This window comes from Bradyrhizobium australiense, from assembly GCF_013114825.1.
GTDB lineage: Bacteria > Pseudomonadota > Alphaproteobacteria > Rhizobiales > Xanthobacteraceae > Bradyrhizobium > Bradyrhizobium australiense.
The window spans coordinates 239732-256577 of the sequence record NZ_JAAVLX010000007.1 but is presented as its reverse complement, the minus strand read 5'-3'; the positions used below and the strand labels follow the sequence as shown (position 1 = coordinate 256577).

Annotated in this window: 16 protein-coding genes; 8 read left to right on the top strand and 8 right to left on the bottom strand. The window is 60.7% G+C overall.

Annotation, left to right across the window (positions count from 1 at the left end; genetic code table 11):
• Window positions 1–138: 138 nt before the first annotated feature.
• Both HCN58_RS21725 and HCN58_RS21720 read right to left on the bottom strand, forming a co-directional pair.
• Complete coding sequence (locus HCN58_RS21725; RefSeq protein ID WP_171581435.1) at window positions 139–1755, bottom strand: DHA2 family efflux MFS transporter permease subunit; 1617 nt, start codon at window positions 1753–1755, stop codon at window positions 139–141.
• Window positions 1752–2849, bottom strand: a complete 1098-nt coding sequence (locus tag HCN58_RS21720) for an HlyD family secretion protein (RefSeq protein ID WP_376701205.1) — start codon at window positions 2847–2849, stop codon at window positions 1752–1754. The genes HCN58_RS21725 and HCN58_RS21720 overlap by 4 nt, the downstream gene beginning before the upstream one ends.
• Window positions 2850–3569: 720 nt before the next feature.
• On the opposite strand from HCN58_RS21720, the gene greA reads away from it, so the two are divergent.
• The 8 genes from greA to HCN58_RS21680 all read left to right on the top strand — a co-directional run bounded on the left by greA (window position 3570) and on the right by HCN58_RS21680 (window position 10140).
• Window positions 3570–4076, top strand: a complete 507-nt coding sequence (greA, locus tag HCN58_RS21715; RefSeq protein ID WP_171581433.1) for a transcription elongation factor GreA — start codon at window positions 3570–3572, stop codon at window positions 4074–4076.
• Between the two features lie 368 nt (window positions 4077–4444).
• Complete coding sequence (locus tag HCN58_RS21710) at window positions 4445–5008, top strand: c-type cytochrome (RefSeq protein WP_171581432.1); 564 nt, start codon at window positions 4445–4447, stop codon at window positions 5006–5008.
• Window positions 5005–6021 (top strand): cytochrome c oxidase subunit II, encoded by a 1017-nt coding sequence (gene coxB, locus HCN58_RS21705; protein ID WP_311966851.1) that lies wholly within the window; start codon window positions 5005–5007, stop codon window positions 6019–6021. The genes HCN58_RS21710 and coxB overlap by 4 nt, the downstream gene beginning before the upstream one ends.
• The gene (gene ctaD / locus HCN58_RS21700) at window positions 6018–7925 is read left to right on the top strand and encodes a cytochrome c oxidase subunit I (RefSeq protein ID WP_171581431.1); all 1908 of its coding nucleotides are present in this window, start codon (window positions 6018–6020) and stop codon (window positions 7923–7925) included. Before coxB ends, ctaD begins: the two co-directional genes overlap by 4 nt.
• Window positions 7922–8524 (top strand): cytochrome c oxidase subunit 3, encoded by a 603-nt coding sequence (locus tag HCN58_RS21695; protein WP_171581430.1) that lies wholly within the window; start codon window positions 7922–7924, stop codon window positions 8522–8524. Before ctaD ends, HCN58_RS21695 begins: the two co-directional genes overlap by 4 nt.
• Entirely contained in the window at window positions 8521–8862 is a 342-nt protein-coding gene (locus HCN58_RS21690) for a hypothetical protein (protein ID WP_171581215.1), read from the top strand. Before HCN58_RS21695 ends, HCN58_RS21690 begins: the two co-directional genes overlap by 4 nt.
• Window positions 8850–9749 (top strand): cytochrome c oxidase assembly protein, encoded by a 900-nt coding sequence (locus tag HCN58_RS21685; RefSeq protein ID WP_171581429.1) that lies wholly within the window; start codon window positions 8850–8852, stop codon window positions 9747–9749. The genes HCN58_RS21690 and HCN58_RS21685 overlap by 13 nt, the downstream gene beginning before the upstream one ends.
• Before the next feature lie 34 nt (window positions 9750–9783).
• The gene (locus HCN58_RS21680; RefSeq protein WP_171581428.1) at window positions 9784–10140 is read left to right on the top strand and encodes a c-type cytochrome; all 357 of its coding nucleotides are present in this window, start codon (window positions 9784–9786) and stop codon (window positions 10138–10140) included.
• Between the two features lie 6 nt (window positions 10141–10146).
• Here HCN58_RS21680 and HCN58_RS21675 read toward each other — a convergent pair whose 3' ends face one another.
• The 6 genes from HCN58_RS21675 to HCN58_RS21650 all read right to left on the bottom strand — a co-directional run bounded on the left by HCN58_RS21675 (window position 10147) and on the right by HCN58_RS21650 (window position 16831).
• Window positions 10147–11067 carry a c-type cytochrome gene (locus HCN58_RS21675; RefSeq protein ID WP_171581427.1) on the bottom strand — a complete coding sequence of 307 codons (921 nt, stop codon included), beginning with the start codon at window positions 11065–11067 and terminating at the stop codon, window positions 10147–10149.
• A gap of 79 nt (window positions 11068–11146) precedes the next feature.
• Entirely contained in the window at window positions 11147–12217 is a 1071-nt protein-coding gene (locus HCN58_RS21670) for a UDP-glucuronic acid decarboxylase family protein (protein WP_171581426.1), read from the bottom strand.
• A gap of 192 nt (window positions 12218–12409) precedes the next feature.
• Entirely contained in the window at window positions 12410–13510 is a 1101-nt protein-coding gene (locus HCN58_RS21665) for a CgeB family protein (protein ID WP_171581425.1), read from the bottom strand.
• Complete coding sequence (locus HCN58_RS21660) at window positions 13507–14598, bottom strand: CgeB family protein (RefSeq protein WP_171581424.1); 1092 nt, start codon at window positions 14596–14598, stop codon at window positions 13507–13509. Before HCN58_RS21660 ends, HCN58_RS21665 begins: the two co-directional genes overlap by 4 nt.
• Entirely contained in the window at window positions 14595–15506 is a 912-nt protein-coding gene (locus HCN58_RS21655) for a CgeB family protein (protein ID WP_311966850.1), read from the bottom strand. Before HCN58_RS21655 ends, HCN58_RS21660 begins: the two co-directional genes overlap by 4 nt.
• Before the next feature lie 230 nt (window positions 15507–15736).
• The gene (locus HCN58_RS21650) at window positions 15737–16831 is read right to left on the bottom strand and encodes a glycosyltransferase family 4 protein (RefSeq protein ID WP_235983782.1); all 1095 of its coding nucleotides are present in this window, start codon (window positions 16829–16831) and stop codon (window positions 15737–15739) included.
• Window positions 16832–16846: the final 15 nt, after the last annotated feature.

The window sequence follows — 16846 nt, the reverse complement described above, 5'->3', positions numbered from 1 at the left end:
GGTTGTTTTCCGTATTTTGGTTGGGAGCGCCAATGGCCTCGATCTTGCGGCTCTGGTGCCGTCGTTGAACGGGTTGATCTTGTCTGTGGGAGAACGGTTTCAAGTTTGCCGGTACCATTTGGATGATCGCTGAACCGGCTAGTGTCCTCGCGCCGATGCCTTGAGGTCGATCGATCGGAGCGTGAGCGCCACGGGGATCATGACCGCGCCGATCATTGCGAGAGTCCAGAACACGTCCACATAGGCCAATAGATCGACCTGCTTTTGCAGGGTTTGTCCCACCCAGGCAACGGCTTGTGACGCCGCTTCAGAGGCGTTGGAGCCCTGCGCCTGAAAGAAGCGTGTCATCGCATCGATCGTTTGCTGATAGGCGATGTCTGAAGGGGCAACGTGCTCGACGAGGCGGGTTTGGTGGAATTGCTGGCGCTGGGCGAAGACGGTCTGCACCAGCGCTACGCCCATCGAGCCGCCGAGGTTGCGCGCGACATTGATCAGTGCGGAGGCCTGGTTGGTCTTGTCCGGCGGGATGCCGTCATAGGACGCCGTCGTGATCGGGAGGAACAGCAGCGGCAGCCCGATCGCCAGATAGATGCGCGACATTGCGGCATAGCCGTAGGTAACGTCGCCAGTGATCCCCGTGAGATGCCACATCGAAAGCGCCGCGATCGCCGAGCCCGCCGCGATCAGATATTTCGGCTGCACCAACCCGATCAGCCAGCCGGTGATCGGCATCATCGCCATCGTGACCAGTCCGCCCGGCGACAGCACCAGCCCGGCGAGCATCGCCGTGTAGCCCATTTGCGTTTGCAGGAATTGCGGCAGGATCTGCGTGGTCGCGATCACGATCGCGCCGGTGCCAAGCATGGCCAGGAAGCAGGCGCCGAACTGCCGCTGTCCCAGCAGACGGATGTCGACGATCGGATCCTCGCGCGTCAATTCCCAGATGACCAGCGCAGTCAGGCAGAAGCCCGCCGCAATCGCAAAGGAGACGATCATGTTGGATCCGAACCAGTCGTTGCGCTGGCCCTCATCCAGCACGAACTCCAGCGAGCCCAATCCGATGGCCACGAGCGCGAAGCCGACGTAGTCGAAGCGCAATCCCTTGGCCAGGAGCCTTTGCCGCTCCTCTTCAGCGCCGGAGGGTTCGCTGACCAACGTTCCCACCAAGAACAGCGAGAGCAATCCCATGGGCACATTGATCAGAAATACCCAGTGCCACGAATAGGTATCGCTGATCCAGCCGCCGAGCGTCGGGCCGACCACGGGTGCCACGACGACTGCGATGCCGTAGATGGCGAAAGCCTGACCGCGTTTGTCGGGCGGGAAGGAATCGGCCAGGATCGCCTGCTCACTGGTCGCCATGCCGCCGCCGCCAAGGCCCTGCAGGATGCGGAACAGCACCAGCGCTTCCAGATTCCAGGCAAGCCCACACAGCAGCGATGCAAGAGTGAAGACGGCGACGCAGATCATGTAAAAGCGCTTGCGCCCGATCACCGTCGACAGCCAGCCGGAAATCGACAACACGACGGCGTTGGCGACAAGATAGCTGGTGACGACGTAGGTGCTTTCATCGAGCCCGATCGCCAGCCCTCCCGCGATATAGCGCAAGGCAACATTGGCAATGGTCGTATCGAGCACTTCCATGAAGGTCGCGATCGAGACGACAAAGGCGATGAGATAGGGATTGTGTCCACCGGCGGCGGAACGCTCCGGCGACCAGCCGCCGGCTGCGACGCCCTCGCCGGTACTGCTCATCTGACTTTGGTCCAGGGCACGACCGACATGCCGGGTCCAACCGGCACGTCGGCGGGCCATTGGTCGACCACGATCTTCACCGGCACGCGCTGCACGACCTTGACGTAATTGCCGGTCGCATTTTCCGCCGGCAGCAGGCTGAATGCGGTGCCGGAGCCCGGCTGAATCGATGCCACGCGGCCGGTCACCTTGCGGTCCGGATAGGCATCTATCGTGAATTCGACCTGTTGGCCCGGCCGCATGTATCTGAGCTGTGTCTCCTTGTAGTTCGCAACGATCCAGATTTCGTCCGGAACGAACATCATCAGTGCCTGGCCGGCGGTCGCGAGAGTCCCGGCCGCAGCGGACAGCTTGACGACGCGTCCGGACTGCTCGGCCGTGATGCGCGTGTACTGCAGATTGAGATTGGCTTGATCGAGCTGGGCCTGCGCCTGCTGCAGCGCGGCACGCGCACTTTCGAGTTGCGCCTCGAGTGTTTTCACGCCGAGTTGGGCGGCGCTCAGCGCAGCCTTCGCCCGCGAGGTGTTGGCCTGCTGCGACTGCAGGTTAGAACGCGTTTGCTGTTCGCGCTGGACGGTGCCGGCGCCTTTGTCGACCAGATCCTTGGCGCGAGCCTCTTCCTGCTCTGCGAATTTCAGCTGAGCCTCGGCCTGCTCCAGTTGGGCATTGGCCTGATCGATCTGCTGACGCTGGCTGTCGATCTGGGCCTGGACGTTGTCGATATTGGCTTGCGCGATCGCCACCTGCGCCTTGGCCTGGCTGACCGCGATGATGTAGTCTCGATCATCAATTCGGGCCAGCAGGTCGCCGGCGTTGACGTGCTGGTTGTCGGTGACCGGCACTTCGATGACATAACCGCCGACCTTTGGGGCAACCGAGAAGCTGCGTGCAGCGATGAAGGCGTCGTCGGTGGATTCGTAATCACGGATGCTGATCCAATAGATGGCTCCTCCGATTACGGCAACCAGCAGCACGAAGGCTGCGACGGACGCCAGCAGCCGATGCTCGCGAAAGCGGGCGAGCAGGGAAGGAGATGGCTTCGTCTTTTCTTGTTTCCGCGGTTCGCCATTCGCCTCGCGATTCCCGGGCGGCAGCTGCTCAGGTGCTGTCGTCGGCAGCCGAGGCCGCTCGGCGGAAGGGCTCCGCTCTGTCGTTCGCGCGTCCAATGCGATGACCCTCGGGTGGGTGCCTTGCTCCGGTGCTACGCATGGGGAATAGCTTGGTTCCCTTGCTCGCACCGATCTGAACGATTGGAACGGCCTTCGCGAGTGGCGGTCTAGCTACGTGTCAGTTCCATCTTTTTTCCAGCCGAGGTGCGGCATGGGAACCGCGCGCCAAGTCTTCGAGACATGTTTGCCGCGCAAACGGTGATGATGCTTCCAGAACGAAGAATAGCCCGCGAGGGGCAGCGCGTATGTCTTTGAGCTTGCGTGGAGACGCCCCGAACGGGCGACCCCTCCCGCTGATTTCCTCGTGACGCTTGAGCGCGATTTCGAGATCAAATCGTTCGAGCTGACGACGGACAATGGAGGGTGACAGTGGGCAGCGTCCTCAGGGCCGTGCGGCGGCGAGGTGCCGCGGCGGCCGCTCCTCCAGCGGGGAAAGCGGCAATCTCACTGAAATTGGAACCCGCGTCCTCGCACGGCGTTCCCGCAGGTACGATAATCGATTTCGATCGGCTGCTACATGGTCTCGGTCCAACAGAAGGGTGGCTGCCGCTGCGCTGAACCTATCGGCGTTATGCACTTTCGCTGCTTGCTACCGCTGGGAGGTCCAGCGCGGCTTTGTCAATTAACTCGGTATAAGAGCCCCCGATGACAAAATTTCCCATGACGGCCGCGGGTTACGCTGCCCTTGCAGATGAACTGAAGCACCGCATCCGCATCGAGCGCCCCGATCTTGTTCAGCGAATTCAGCAGGCGATCGCCGACGATCCAAATCTGGTCGAGAATTCGGAATATCAGGTTGCGCTTGCGGAGCAAAATGTCAACGAGACTCGAATCGCCGAGTTGGAGGATAAACTCACCCGTGCCGAGATCGTCGACGTATCCAAGCTTTCCGGCAATACCATCAAGTTTGGCGCCACCGTGACGCTGACAGATGAGGACACCGGTGAGAAGCGGATGTGGCAGATCGTCGGCGAACCGGAAGCCGATGCGCGCAAGGGGAAGATTTCGGTAACTTCACCGATCGCCAGGGCATTAATCGGAAAGAGCAAAGGGACAACCGTGGCCGTCGAAACTCCAGGCGGCGCCAAGGCCTTCACGATCCGACAAGTGGAGTGGTCCGAGGACAAACGAAAAAGGCGCGAACAGGTGTGAAGCCGCGGCTGAAATCCGATCTGAGCGGTATCGGCCATCCACAACTGCTTGAGCGAAGCTGGCGCAGCAATCAACACCACAAGGGCTACCACGCCCGATCATTCAGGCCAAATCGCATCGCGAGCTTCTTTCGCATTTCGCTCGAAATTTCTCGGCGCCTATCGTCTTGCCTGGACCTGGATGCAACCAGATGTGCGCATGCGGCTTCGAAGGCTGGGATCGTTCCGCAATGTGGCTTTGGTCGATCTCCACCGTTCACCAATCCGGCCAGCGTCGCTGAGCGGTGAATCGGCGACCTGCGGATTTGGAACCTACTGGCCAGCCAAAGCTTGTTAGAGTCGCACTTTCCCGTATCAGCGATCTGGAATATGCGGATTTTACTGGTGTCTCTTGGCGTTGCGGCCGCCACGGCGGGATGCCAGAGAGAAGAGCGGCAGCTTCGGGTCGATCCGCCGGTCGCGGCGGCGCTCGACAGCATCACGTTGATGCCGAACGGGATCAGCGGCGCGCCGCCCGAGATATACTTCGCGCTCGACCGACCGTACGAGACGAACGCCTACAATCTCAGTCAGGGCAAACGGTTGTATTCCTGGTTCGGCTGCAAGGGCTGCCACGCCGACGGGCAGGGTGGAGCAGGGCCCGCCTTTCTGGATGGATGGTGGAATTACGGCCCTGAAATCGTATCCATCTTTGCGTCGATCCGCGATGGCCGCCCGCATGGCATGCCCGCATTTCGAGATAAGATGACGACCGAGCAAATCTGGCAACTTGCAGGCTATGTGCAAACCATCGGGGCATATTCGATAAAGACAGCCGCCCCCGGTCGAAACGACGAGAAGCAAACCCGGCCTGCCGAAAACCGCGGCCCAGCCGCAAAGCGTTTCGACGAGGGGCCGACACCGATCCATCTGGACCAGGGGCCGGTACCGTGAGGACGCGCGCCACGCGCGGAGTGTTGCTGGCGCTGTTGCCATCCTCGGTGCTGGCGGGATGTACTGGTTGGCAATCCGCGTTCGATGCGCAAGGCGCCTCCGCGATCAGCATCAAGCAATTGATGGTTCTGATGGTCGTGATTTGCTCCGTGGTATGGGCGCTGGTGATCGCCGTTCTGATCCGCGCATTGTGGCGCGGGCGCGAGCAGGTCGAAAGGTCGATCGGCCCGGATCCTGTCATCGAGCGCCGAACGGCGAGGGTTGTCGTCGCAGCCGTGACAGCTACTGTCATCGTCCTTGCCGTGTTCACTGTTGTCAGCTTCTTCACGACGCGCGCGCTGACCCTAGCGGGCCATGATGACCTCACGATCAAGGTGAGAGGTCAGCAATGGTGGTGGGGCCTAGAATATTTGGGCCCGACGCCGGATGAGCGTTTTGAGACCGCGAACGAAATTCACATTCCGGTTGGGCGAAATGTGCGGCTTCAGCTCGAAGGCATCGATGTCATTCATTCGTTGTGGGTACCCGGCCTTGCGGGCAAACAGGATTTGATTCCCGGCCGCCGCAACGAACTGACCCTCCGGGCGGAGCGCCCGGGCGCGTATCGCGGGCAATGCTCCGAATTCTGCGGTTTGCAGCATGCTCACATGGCTTTGCTTGTGATCGCCGAACAACAGGAGACCTTCGATCAATGGATGCGTTCGCAGCGCGAGCGCGCGACTGACCCGTCGGATGCCGAAATCGCGGCCGGCCAGCAGGTCTTTCTCTCGCGGCCTTGCGCCGCTTGCCACGCGATTCGCGGGACCTCCGCGACCGGAACGAACGGACCAGATCTCACGCATGTCGGTGGGCGCAGATATATCGCCGCCGGTCTTCTCGAGACCACCCGCGGCTCGCTCGCGGCGTGGATTTCCGATCCGCAAACGCTCAAGCCCGGCAACAATATGCCGATGGTGGCCCTCAGCGCGGACGAACTTCGCTCCGTGTCGGCCTATTTGGCGAGCCTCAAATGAGTGAGGTGAAGCCGGACACTCGCGACAGCGAGCTGGCACCACCGGCTCTTGCGGCAGCGTTGGCAGAAACGTGGAGAACGCCCGTTGGTCTATGGGGTGTTCTGGCAGCCGTCGACCACAAGATCATCGCTCGTCGTTACATCGTTACGGCATTCGCTTTTCTCGCGCTCGGCGGCGTTCTCGCCCTTCTCATGCGCCTGCAACTGGCGCAGCCGGAGGCGAGGGTACTGAGCCCGGATCGTTACAACCAGATCTTCACGATGCATGGCACGAACATGATGTTTCTGTTCGCCGTGCCTGTGATGGAAGCCATGGGCGTATATCTGGTTCCGCTGATGGTGGGGACGCGCAATATTGCGTTTCCGCGACTGAATGCATTTTCATACTGGATCTTTCTGGCCGGCGGAGCGCTGCTTTGGATCGCATTCGTGCTCGACATGGCGCCCGACGTCGGCTGGTTCGCCTATGTGCCGCTATCCGGTCCGCAATACGGCGCCGGAAAACGCGCCGATATTTGGGCGCAAATGATCACGTTCACCGAGATCGCGGCGCTGGCGGTGGCAGTGGAGATTGTGGTTACCGTGCTCAAGCAACGTGCGCCCGGCATGTCGCTCGACCGCATTCCGCTGTTCGTGTGGTCAATGCTTGTGACCTCCTTTGTCGTCATCATGGCGATGCCGGCCATCGTTTTCGCGAGCACGAGCCTGATTCTGGATCGCCTGGTGGGAACTCATTTCTTCAATCCGGCGGAAGGCGGCGATGTGCTGCTCTGGCAGCATCTGTTCTGGTTTTTCGGCCATCCCGAGGTCTACATCATCTTTCTTCCCGCCGTCGGGATGGTCTCCGCCATCATCGAGACCTTCGCGCGCCGCCCCGTGTTCGGTTATCTCGCCATGGTCATGGCGCTGATCGCGACGAGCATTTTGGCCTTTGGCCTGTGGGTTCACCACATGTTCGTGACCGGATTGCCGCGGCTTGGTCAAAGCTTCTTCACGGCCTCCAGCATGTCCATCGCGATTCCGGCCGGCGTCCAGGTCTTCTGCTGGCTGGCAACGCTTTGGGATGGCGCGCCCGTATTCAGGACGCCGCTTTTGTTCGTCATTGGCTTTATCGTGACATTTGTAATCGGCGGACTGACCGGTGTCATGGTGGCCTCGGTACCTTTCGATACTCAGGTGCACGATACCTACTTCGTCGTCGCTCATTTCCATTATGTGCTGATCGGTGGCGCTGTGTTTCCGTTGCTGGGCGGCATCTATTATTGGTTTCCGAAAATCACCGGTCGCATGATGAGCGAAACCTTGGGCAAGTGCTCGTTTTGGCTGATCTTCGTAGGGTTCAACCTGACGTTCTTTCCGATGCACATATTGGGACTCGCCGGTATGCCGCGTCGGATCTACACGTACCAGCCGGATATGCCCTGGTATGGGCTCAACATGTTTGTGAGCATCAGCTCACTCGTTCTTGTTGCGGGATTTCTCGTGTTCTTCATCGACGCGATCCGTTCGACGCGCGTCGGAGTATCAGCAGCCGAGAATCCGTGGGACGCACCGACGCTGGAATGGGCGACGGCATCACCGCCGCCAAGTTACAACTTTGCGGAAATTCCCGTCGTCAATGGATTAAGTCCGCTTTGGGATCAGCCGGGCTGCCTCATGGTCGCAAGCGGGCTGCGCACCGACCGACGCGAGCTGATCGTCAGTACGGTCGCAGCAGCAAAACCGCAGGTGCGCGAGGCCTCACCGAGAGATTCGATCTGGCCATTCTGGGCTGCAGTCGCGACCACCGTGATGCTGATCGGGTCAATCTTCACGCCATGGGCGGTCGTCTGGGGATCTGTTCCAGTTGCGATCGCTTTGATCGGTTGGTTTTGGCCCAAGGCAACGCCCGAGGATGAATCATGAAGACGCGCGTGGTCGCCGATTTTTCCGGACTACCCATCCATGGCTTTCGTAGCGCCAGCGTAACCTGGTGGGGAACGCTGGCATTCATGTTGATCGAGGCGACCGGCTTTGCGCTTGTGATTGCCGTGTATCTCTATTTGATGAACCTCGCGGCGATATGGCCGATCGATGCGCCAAAGCCCAACCTGCTGCCCGGAACGCTGGTGACGGTGATCCTACTCGTCAGCGCCATACCCAACTATTTGACCTCGCGATGGGCTGAGCGAGAAGACTTTCGAAGGATAAGAATCGGCATGGTTCTGATGTCGGTTCTCGGAACAGTACCGCTTGCCGTGCGGGCTTTCGAGTTTCCAGCGCTTAATGTCAACTGGGACAGCAATGCGTATGGCTCGGTCGTATGGGCGCTGCTGGGCCTGCATACGGCCCACCTCATAACCGATCTGGTCGACACGCTTGTACTGGCAGCGCTCATGTTCACAAGAAAGGGCGACAATGTGCGCCGCTTCGGCGATGTTCAGGACAACGCAATGTATTGGAACTTTGTCGTCGTGACCTGGCTTCCGATATATGGCTGCATCTATTGGATTCCCCGCCTATGATCTCCAATGGAAAACGACGTGCTTTGGAGGTTTGGACGGGTCTTTCGATCGCGCCGGCGGTTTGGATCGTCAACACCCAACTCGGGCAGATCCTGCCTTATCTCGATTGCCAGCATCAGACGGCATATTCTGCAATTGCGTCATTTGCGGGCGCGGTCGCAAGTTGCGTGGCAGCGGCCATATCGTGGCGCGCGGCGCAGCGCGTGTCCGTATCAGAGCCTTCGCCGACCGAACCGAGTTTCGTCGGATCAATGAGCGCGCTGTCCGCGTTGCTCTTTGCCTTTGCTCTTTTAATGCAGGGTGCAGCTTCACTGGTGCTCAGCGGATGCCAACGATAGTCCTCGCAATACTGACGCTGTCTTTGTCGACGGACCGCCTCTTCGCGCACGGCCCGGAGACCCACAGCAACGACCCGAGTTGGACGTTCGACCCCTGGATTATCATCCCTTTGCTGGTTCTCGGCGTGCCATACGCAGTCGGCAGTGTGGTCCTGTGGCGGCGCACCACGGTCGCCCGGAGCCTGCGACAATGGCAGGCGCTGAGTTTCCTGGGCGGCTGGCTTACGATCGCCGCCGCGCTGGTATCGCCGCTGCATTGGCTCGGCGAGCACCTCTTTTGCTTTCACATGATCGAGCACGAGATCCTCATGGCCGTTTCTGCACCGCTGCTGGTTGTGGCACGGCCAATCGGAACATTATTGTGGTCGCTGCCGCGCGATATCAGGGCCGCGGCTGGCCGGCTCCTGAAGAGACCCCCCGTAAGTCTAACGTGGGCATGGTTGACTACCGGCCGGAATGCGACGCTGGTTCATGGCGGTGCGATATGGGCTTGGCATGCGCCGATCCTGTTCGACGCTGCGGTCACCAGCGCGCCGATCCATCGTCTGCAGCATCTGAGCTTTCTGCTGACGGCCGTCTTGTTCTGGTGGTCGGTCCTTTGGCGCAGTAACGCCGGCGTCGCGGCCTGGCATCTATTCGTCACTATGCTCCATACGACCATCCTGGGCGCGCTGATGGCACTTGCGCCCGGGGTGCTGTATCAGCCTCAGCCCGCGACGGCCGCGGCCTGGGGTCTTACTCCGCTGGAGGATCAGCAACTCGCCGGCCTCATCATGTGGGTGCCGGCGGCGACAATCTATGCTGCTGCAGCGCTTGCGCTGATCGCCCTCTGGATCAGGCGCTCAAGCGAGACAGGGAGACGTGGCGATGCCGTTCGCGCCATCTAGCCGTCGATGGAAAGCTTGCGGAGCTGCCGGGCTCGTGGTTGCTTCTGCGACGGCGGCTGGAGCGATTTGGAATCGGCAGCAACAGTCTGAGGCGCTTGCCCGCGCGCTGGTCGGTGGCGATCCCGCGCGGGCGCCGCCCATCCTCAGGCGTTACGGTTGCGCAGGCTGCCATACGATTCCGGGCATTCCCGGCGCCGACGGCCAGGTCGGCGGATCCCTGTCCGGCATCAAACACCGCGTTTATGTCGGCGGGGTCGCGCTTAATTCCCCGGACAATCTGGTGCGATGGATTGTCTCGCCGCAAGCACTATCGCCACGGTCAGCGATGCCGGCAACCGGAATTTCGGAGACCGAAGCCCGCGACGTCGTGGCCTATCTCTACTTGCGATGAGGATTGCTATGGCCTTGGCGTCGGGCGCGAAGGCAGCGATTTGATATAGGCCGCAATAGCATCCCGGTCGCTGTGCGGCAGCGTCGCGGTATTGGTTACAACGCCGGTCATAGAAGATCCTATTCGGCCGTGATTCGGTGTGTTACCGGATTTGAGCATTTCCGCGATATCTGCTGCGGTCCAATCGCCGATCCGTCCTGGCGTAATGTTGGGGATATAACCGATACCTTCCGGATCCAGGCCACCCGCGAAGCGCGTCTCAGGCTTGATGGCGCCGAATGCATTTCGGGACGAATGACATTCGGCGCAATGCGCCACGGCTTCAACGAGATATTGGCCGCGATTCCATGCAGGACTCCGCTCAGGATCATACGCGACCGGCGTCCGGTCGAAGAACAGGAATTTCCAGAGGCCGATCAGCCGCCGAATGCGAAACGGCGCAGCAAGAACGTGGGGAGGCGGCTTGCCTGAAACCGCGGGAAGCGTCCGCAGATAGGCCATGAGGTCGCGGATATCGCTGATCCGCATCTTTGCATAACTCGCATAGGGAAACGCGGGGTAGTAGTGATATCCGTCCGGAGAGACGCCGCTCAGCAGTGCATTGGCGAGATCGACCGTGCGCCACCCGCCGATCCCATCGACGGGATCCATGGATATGTTGGGCACGCGAAAAACGCCATAAGCCGACGCCAGCGCCAACCCACCGCCCAGACGAAGCCGATCCGATTGTCCCGGCGATGCATGACAGGAGGCGCAGTCGCCGGCTGCAAAGATCAATCGCCCCCTGGCGGCGTCACCACTTTCGTTCAATGCCGCGTCCGAGCTGGCTGAAAATGCCGGGCGTGGCTCGGTGAGAATCGAGACGGCGGCTATTACGCCGATCATGCCTGCAATGAACAGAATCGCCAGCCAGGAGCCTGCGCGCATTGCGTTGGCCTCATGCAAGCAGAATATTTCGTGCAGTACAGTTGATGCTGTTGATGTCCTGCGCCTACGCCATGCATCGTCACCGTACGAGTCCAGCGCGCGGTGCCGAGCTTGTCCGTGGTCCTGATTTGGCTGCGGCAAGCGTGCCGGTCCCGGGCCGCCGTCGCTGCCGTTCATCGGTAAAGAGTCTTAGCGAGAAGTAGTTGATGGTCGCGCGCAGGCCCTCATCGAGAGGGATTCTGGGACTCCAGCCCAGCACATCGCGCGCGCGCGAAATGACAGGGCGACGACGCTTGGGATCGTCCTGAGGCAGCGGATGGTACTCGACTGTGGATTTCGATCCCGTTTGCGCGACGATGAGATCGGCAATTCGCCTGACCGTCTGCTCCTCCGGATTGCCGAGATTGAATGGGCCGGTGATCTCGGGCGGGCTTTCCATTAGAAGCTGGAGACCGGCCAGTAGATCGTCAATGTAGCAGAACGAACGAGTCTGGGAGCCGTCGCCATAGATGGTGATTGGGGTCCCTTTGAGTGCTTGAACAATGAAATTCGAAATGATGCGGCCGTCGTTCTCCAACATGCGTGGACCGTACGTATTGAAGATGCGCGCCACCTTGATCGGCATGCGATGAATGCGATGGCTGTCGAAAAAGATCGTTTCCGCAGCGCGCTTGCCTTCATCGTAGCAGGCGCGCGGACCAACCGGATTGACGTTTCCCAGATAGGTCTCGGGCTGTGGATGAACATCCGGGTCACCGTACACTTCGCTGGTCGATGCCTGAAGTGCTCTCGCGCCCTTTTCCCTGGCAAATTCGATCACGTGGCCGGCGCCAAGGACGCAGGTGTGCAACGTCCCGAGCGGATCGCGCTGATAGTGCCGTGGGGAGGCGGGGCACGCAAGATTATAGACGCGGTCGATTCGTCCGGCGATCTCGAGGGGATCGCGAACGTCGTGCTCGATGAATTCGAAATCTGGATGGTTAAGCAGCGGCCGGATGTTCGACAAAGTTCCAGTCAGGAAGTTATCGACGCAGTATACGCGGTGACCTTGCTGAATGAGCCGGTCGCACAGGTGCGAACCGATGAAGCCGGCACCACCTGTCACCACCGCGTTCAGCTTCGAGGCGAAGCCCATTGCGCGTCCTTTCATTTGTTTGCAACTCACGACCATACTTGCGCCGAGTCAACTTGACTGAAATTGCCCGGCTTGTGCATGGCTACAAGGTACAAACAATTATTGCGCCCGACTGTTCCTGCTTCACCGTGGCTTCGCGCCGAATACGTCAAAGTTTTGACATTTGGTAACGGTGGCAAGTGCCGGAACGCGCCGGATCTTGGCCACCTATACCGCTTCGACCGACGGTGCGTTTGCAGGCTGGCTGATCACCTCCTTGAGGTATCCTTCAAACTCGGCTGCGCGAATTTCAGCCGTGTGGTTCTTGAGCACGCGCTCGTGCGCCGCGGCTGCAAGCTTACGGTGCTCGAGTTCGCCGGTTTTGGAAAGCATATTCACGACGTCATTGGCGCTACTGGCGAGAAGGATCTCGCGTTCGGGGACGAAGAATTCCTCGATACCGGGCCAGCAATCGCTGATGACCGGAACGCCGCATGCTGCTGCTTCGAACAGCCGAACGCTCGGCGAATATCCGGCCGCCGCCATGTGCTGCCGGGTCAAGTTCAATGTGTAGCGAAGACTGCAATAGAATTTCGCGTGTGAGCCCGGCGGCAGATGCTCGATGTGCCGAACATTCTCCGGCCAGGTCAGTGTGCTGGGGTATTGCGCCCCCACCACAACGAAGTCGTGTTTCGGCAATCGCCGGGCGGGTTCCAAGAGAAGCTCCTCCAGCAGCGGCTGCCGGTCATCGCTGTAGGTGCCGATGTAACCCAGCGTCCACTGCGTCGGGACTCTGACTCGCTTGTGAACGTCCACGTCTACGGCGCAATAGAGCGCACGTGCCCGCGGACTGCCGTACATTCCCTTTATCAGTTGCAGGATAGGGCCACCCGTGAACGAAAGGTACAGGTCAAAACGGGGAATGAGCGAGGGACTGATACACGCCGAGCTGTTGGTCGCCAGCTGGCTCAGCGTCACCGGTGTATCGATATCGTAGAAGGCGGTGACGCCACGAGCGATGCTGGTGATCCAGTCGCCCAGAGCGGCGCCGTCGGGAACGAACGAGCCAAGTACGACAACGTCAGCGGCGGCCACCATCGAGCCATAGTGCTGTGATGCGTCCCTCAATGAGTCATAAAGCTTGATCCGGCAATGCGGCGAACTCGTCAGATCCCGGTGGTCGCGATACCAGGGCACATCGCGCTCGAGGAAGGTGATCCGGTGGCCTCGTGCGGCGAGTGCTTTGATCAGTGCGCGATAGGTCGTGGCATGACCATTACCCCAAGAGGAGGTAATGGAAAGTCCGAACATCACGATGTCGAGCTTCATTCCGCTGCCTCTCTGCTGCTTATTGCGAGGTTCAAGACCTCCATCACCTGCTGTGCCCTCTGGGTGTAGGTGTGCTGATCCAGGATGCGCCGGCGTGCGGCCTCACCGATGCGCTTCGCCTGTTCAGGCCGCAAGCCTTCGAGAAGTTCGACGACATCCCGGCTGTCGCGGGCGACGAGGATCTCCATTCCGGGTTCGAGGAAATCGGCGATGCCGTCCCACGCGTCGGTAATGATGCATGCGCCAGCAGCGGCCGCTTCAAAGATGCGCGTCGGTGGAGAGAAGCCTATCTTCGCCATGCTGTCGCGATTGATGTTTAGCGTGGCCAAGCCGGAGCAAAAGAAGGCATTGTGTTCGCCACTGCCGACGTGACCTGCGACGGAGACGTTTGCCGGCACCGGTTTGTCGTCCCAGCCCGCGCCGCCAAGCAGGAATTTGCGGCCGGGAAGCACTTGCGCGGGAGCAAGAAAAAACTCGTCGACTCTGGCCTCACGGTCCGGAAGCCGGTTGCCGAGGAAGCTGAGGTCGCATGTATAGTCGTTCCGGCGCGGAGCAGGATGATGGGTCTGGGGATCTGCCGCATTGTAGACGGGAATGCATTGGCGCGCGCCGAAACGGCGGTAGCGCTCAACCACCTGGTCGCCCCCACCATAGGTGAGGACCAGGTCATGGCGTGGAATCGTCCGGTGCAGATGATGAAGGGTGTCAATAGTCATGCTCTCCAACGTCGCCGGAGCGTCGACATCCCAGTAGACTGTCATCAGTCCGGTGTGAGCGAGTTCGGCCACGGCCAAATCAAGCTCCTCGTCGAAAACGCCGACGCCACTCGCCTTGGCAATCAAATCGGCTTCGCGCACCGCTTCCTCCAGGGCGCGGCGCCAACCGTCGTCAGTCGCCGGATAGACCACCACGCGCGCCCAATCCGGATCGGGAATGTCGCGATGCTGCTGGCGCTCGAACGCATCAGGCTCATAGAAGGTGATCTCCTGGCCAAGCGTGGCGAGCGCCTTGAGTAAGCCGCGGTAGTAGGTCGCAGCACCGTTCCAGTACGATGACACCAGGCTCGATCCGAAAAAGGCGATCTTCATGATGAGACCACTTGTTCAATTGCGCGGCTGAGATCGGCGCGCGCCGGATTTCGTTTCCCGCCGAGGATCTCTACGATACAAAGCAGTTCCTGCGCACGATGCGCGCATGTGTGGCGCGCGCGAATCGCCGCCAAGCCCCTGCGTGCAGTCTCGGCGGCGAAATCGTCGTCCTGCGCCAGCGCCCGGAGGGCTGCACTCGCCGCTTCGCGGTTCTTCACCGTGACGAAGCTTTCCGGAGGAAACAGCCCTTCCGCGTCATTCCACGGTGCGCTGATCAGTGGAATTCCGCAGGCGAGAGCCTCAAATACTCGGATGGTGGGAATGCCGGGTAGCGTCTCGACGTAGGGGCGGCGAGGCACGTGTATGGTCATGAGCGCGCGGGCAAATGCGTCCGGCACGCGATGGTTGGGAAGCCAGCCGCGGAATTCGATGCGAGCGGTCCGCAATTGTTCCCGCACCTCGTCGGGATAGCGCACGCCGAACACTTGCGTTTTAACTCCCGTCTCCACGGCCGGCTGGACGAGGAATTCCTGCAATTCCTGATCGCGCTCATCGTCGCCCCAGTTGCCGACCCATATCAGGTCGATTTCCTTTGCCGCGTGCGGCTGCGGACGAAACAGCGCGACGTCGGCGGCCTCATGCCAGGTGAAGGCCCTGCGGCCCCAACCCAGGCGTTGATAGAGCTGCTGCAGTACCTCGCCGAAGGCGAGAATTGCATCGTAGTCACTAAGCTGAAAGTTGCCGATCTGGCTTGATGCCGTCACCGCACGGTGATGCGTGTCATGGAACAACAGCAGAAAACGCCCGCCGTTGCGGCGTCTAGTGCCGAGCCTCTCGATCAGAAAGGGGTCGTTCCATTCGTGCACGACAACGACATCGGCCTGGTCGAGCGCCTGGTCGAGCTCCAATGTCGCCAGATCGTACGTCCGGAGGTCTGCACCCGGCACAAGTTGCGCCGATTCCCGCAAATATTCTTCCCCGCCGTCGCGTAACGCGTTGAGCCGGCTCCAGCCATCGTGCGGCTCGTAAATCGTGACGTTGTGTCCGAGATGGAGGAGCTCGCGTGCGATGCCGCGCAGGAAATGAGCATTGCCGTGATTCCAGCACGACACCAGCGAATGATAGAACATCACGAATTTCATGATTGCACCTCGGCCAGCTGTTTGTGGGGCCGCGGCGCGGCAGCGTGGGCGCTGCCTGCGAGTTCGCGATACAGTCCGGCATATGCATCGGCCGCTATTTTTAGCCGATAACGGCGCGCCCTTAGCGCCGCACGCTTCTGCAGGTCATGCCGAAGGGCGTCGTTGTGGGTCAGGCAGGCGAGTACGGCCTGCCACTCGTCCCGATCGCGTGGCTCCACAAACAGCGCCGCTCCGTCCCAAAGCTCGCGAAACGATGGAATGTCCGACAAAACGAGCGCGCAACCCGCCGTCGCTGCCTCGAGCACGGCAAGTCCGAACGGCTCGTACACGGCAGGCGACGCCAGCACCGAGGCGCGCCGCATCGTTTCGAGCAACGCGGCATGGGATAACTCCGCTGAGCTTTCCCCATGCCGATCTTCGCGGCCAATGCCCAGAGGTCCATTGGTCCGGATCGGCCAAGCCAGACGTGGCGCGATGTCGGCCAGTATTGACAGGTTCTTGGCCTCGTCCCATTGCCGGCCGGCAGCGAGGATGAATGGCTGCTTCCTTGTGCGGGAAGCGTGCTCCTCTACTCCGTTATGGATCACCAGGCCGGCACTTTCCGGCTGGTAAAGCTCGGTTATATTGTCGCGAAAGCTCCGCGTCGGTGCAATCCACCGATCCGCGGCGGACAGCCCCGCATGAACGTTGGCTATGTAGTCGAACCAGCGCGGCTCCGTCGGCTCCTCGCCGCGACAGGCAAGCCACCAGGAACGTACACAGGAATGGGCGATAACGAGAACGGGGGCACGCCAGATGCTCGTCGCCTCGCGATAGCTGTTGAGATGCACGACATCCGGCTCCACGCGATTCTCGATTGCGGCCAGCCGGTCGGCGGCACGATGAAAATCCCGCCCCTCGGGATCAAGCCACTCGAGCGCAAGATCGGTGATTTCAAGTGTCAGGCCGGAAATGCCGGCAATGGTCTCGAGTTGATCGTCGCGAGGCGCGGGACCCAGCGTCACCAACGATACTTCCATTCCCATTTGACACAGCGCGCGCGCAAGCGTCGAGGCGTAGACCCAAACGCCGCCGACGGCGTCGGTCGTCATCAAGACACGGAATCC

Coding starts and splice junctions, on each gene's coding strand:
- HCN58_RS21725 (WP_171581435.1), bottom strand. CDS start 1,755: ATGAGCAGTACCGGCGAGGGCGTCGCAGCCGGCGGCTGGTCGCCGGAG.
- greA (WP_171581433.1), top strand. CDS start 3,570: ATGACAAAATTTCCCATGACGGCCGCGGGTTACGCTGCCCTTGCAGAT.
- HCN58_RS21710 (WP_171581432.1), top strand. CDS start 4,445: ATGCGGATTTTACTGGTGTCTCTTGGCGTTGCGGCCGCCACGGCGGGA.
- ctaD (WP_171581431.1), top strand. CDS start 6,018: ATGAGTGAGGTGAAGCCGGACACTCGCGACAGCGAGCTGGCACCACCG.
- HCN58_RS21695 (WP_171581430.1), top strand. CDS start 7,922: ATGAAGACGCGCGTGGTCGCCGATTTTTCCGGACTACCCATCCATGGC.
- HCN58_RS21690 (WP_171581215.1), top strand. CDS start 8,521: ATGATCTCCAATGGAAAACGACGTGCTTTGGAGGTTTGGACGGGTCTT.
- HCN58_RS21685 (WP_171581429.1), top strand. CDS start 8,850: ATGCCAACGATAGTCCTCGCAATACTGACGCTGTCTTTGTCGACGGAC.
- HCN58_RS21675 (WP_171581427.1), bottom strand. CDS start 11,067: ATGCGCGCAGGCTCCTGGCTGGCGATTCTGTTCATTGCAGGCATGATC.
- HCN58_RS21670 (WP_171581426.1), bottom strand. CDS start 12,217: ATGAAAGGACGCGCAATGGGCTTCGCCTCGAAGCTGAACGCGGTGGTG.
- HCN58_RS21665 (WP_171581425.1), bottom strand. CDS start 13,510: ATGAAGCTCGACATCGTGATGTTCGGACTTTCCATTACCTCCTCTTGG.
- HCN58_RS21660 (WP_171581424.1), bottom strand. CDS start 14,598: ATGAAGATCGCCTTTTTCGGATCGAGCCTGGTGTCATCGTACTGGAAC.
- HCN58_RS21650 (WP_235983782.1), bottom strand. CDS start 16,831: ATGACGACCGACGCCGTCGGCGGCGTTTGGGTCTACGCCTCGACGCTT.